General features: G+C 64.5%; 1 protein-coding gene and 1 pseudogene. Both read left to right on the forward strand.

Annotation, left to right across the window (positions count from 1 at the left end; all coding sequences use genetic code 11):
* The first annotated feature begins 3 nt into the window (after positions 1-3).
* The gene (locus tag JCM25156_RS16385) at positions 4-1,284 is read left to right on the forward strand and encodes a peptidylprolyl isomerase (protein ID WP_084296539.1); all 1,281 of its coding nucleotides are present in this window, start codon (positions 4-6) and stop codon (positions 1,282-1,284) included.
* Between the two features lie 7 nt (positions 1,285-1,291).
* Positions 1,292-1,477, forward strand: a pseudogene (locus tag JCM25156_RS16390) (16S rRNA (adenine(1518)-N(6)/adenine(1519)-N(6))-dimethyltransferase); the annotation flags it as partial.

The following is a 1,477-nucleotide window of genomic DNA, read 5'->3' on the forward strand; positions in this document are numbered from 1 at the left end:
GGGATGGCGCTGGCGGGGCATGGGCCGGAAGCCGCCGCACGCACGCCCCGCTCCATTGCCGAACAGGCGCAGGCGGCGGAAGATCAGGATGCCATCATCGCCACCGTCAACGGCTCCGTGCTGACCAAGCGCGATGTCGATACGCGCGGCCGCCTGTTCGCGCTGTCATCGGGTCTTGATGTCAGTGACGACATCATGGAACGCCTGCGCCCGCAGATCGTGCGCCAGCTGATCGATGAACGGCTGCGCATGCAGGAAATGCTTGACCGCCACATCAACGTGCCGGTCAAGCAGATCGCGGACGCCATATCCGGCATCGAACAGCGCAACGGCATGCCCGAGAACACGCTGCGCAACAAGCTGGCGGAAGATGGCGTGTCGCTGACCACGCTGATCGACCAGATCCGCGTCCAGCTTGGCTGGACGCAGGTGCTGCGGCAGGAAACGGGCGAGCGCGGCCGCATCACCGCCTCCGAGATCGAACAGCGCATGGCGGCGCTGAAGCGTGAGGATGGCAAGCCGGAATACATGATCAGCGAAATATTCGTGCCCGTCGAGGATCCGCGCCATACGGAAAACGAACTGAAATTCACCGAAACCATCATTCAGGAACTGCGTGAGGGCGCGCCGTTCCCCATCGTGGCCGCGCAGTTCTCACAGGGGCAGAGCGCGCTGGATGGCGGCATGATGGGCTGGATGCAGGAAGACGGGCTTGACCCGCAGGTTGTCGAAGTGGCGCGGCAGATGCCCGATGGCGCCATTTCCAACCCCATCCGCGTGGCGGGTGGCTACGTGATCGCCACCATCGCCGAACGGCGGACAGTGGGCCACCAGATGGCCACCATCATTTCCATGCGGCAGGCTTTCTTCCCCTTCGATGTGCCGCTCGACCCCGAAAACCCGACGGACCAGCAGAAGGCGGCGCTCGATCAGGCCACGAGCTTCTCCACCACCGTCAAGACCTGTGACCAGATGGAAGAGCAGAACAAGAAACTGGGGGAAAAACACCCGAGCGATCCGGGCGAGCTGATGCTGAACCGGCTCAACCCCCGCATGCGCGAGGTCATCGAGCCCCTCGCCCCCGGTCAGGCCAGCCACCCGCTGGTGTCACAGGACGGGATCGTGCTGCTCATGGTCTGCTCGCGTGAGGAACGCAACATCGCCATCCAGACCCCCAGCGAAATCGCCGATCACCTGCTGAACGAACGTGTGGAACAGACATCGCGGCAGCTCAACCGTGACCTCAAGCGCCGCGCGATCATCGACATGCGCTCGAAATCCTGACCCGGACATGACCATGCTGGAACGGCCGCAGGGCCTTGAACCGCTGCGTGAGACCATTGCGCGGCACGGGCTGGACGCGCGCAAGGCGCTGGGCCAGCACTTTCTTCTCGATCCCGCCATGACCGCGCGAATTGCCGCGCTTGCGGGGGATCTGTCCGGCCAGCATGTGGTGGAGGTCGGTCCCGGCCCGGGG

The sequence above is a fragment of the Komagataeibacter kakiaceti JCM 25156 genome, from assembly GCF_000613305.1.

What these genes read in the sequence shown, in the direction of transcription:
- JCM25156_RS16385 (WP_084296539.1), top strand. Translation starts at nt 4, where the DNA reads ATGGCGCTGGCGGGGCATGGGCCGGAAGCCGCCGCACGCACGCCCCGC.